Raw genomic sequence first — 240 nt, 5'->3', positions numbered from 1 at the left:
CAGCTGGGATCAGGCAGCGATCAAAGCCCAGGTGCTGCAAGGTACTGCGGGTGACGAAACGCTGTGGGGCTTTGGTACCGATGACACCCTGGACGGTCAGGCGGGTGATGACACGCTCAATGGCGGTAGCGGCAATGACACCCTAAACGGTGGAGACGGAGCCGATACCCTCAGCGGTGACGAGGGCAACGATATACTGCACGGTGGTGCCGGCAACGACGTGCTCTACGGTAGAGACGG

Annotated in this window: 1 protein-coding gene; it reads left to right on the top strand. The window is 61.2% G+C overall.

Annotated elements, in window-relative coordinates; genetic code table 11:
• A partial coding sequence (locus RND78_RS28080) for a calcium-binding protein (protein WP_312733521.1) occupies positions 1 to 240 on the top strand: 240 nt, incomplete at both ends.

Origin of the sequence: Pseudomonas oryzihabitans (assembly GCF_032027545.1) — a bacterium.
Taxonomy (GTDB): Bacteria; Pseudomonadota; Gammaproteobacteria; order Pseudomonadales; family Pseudomonadaceae; genus Chryseomonas; species Chryseomonas oryzihabitans_F.
The sequence above is the reverse complement of the archived record's forward strand: the minus strand, read 5'-3'. Positions and strand labels throughout refer to the sequence as shown.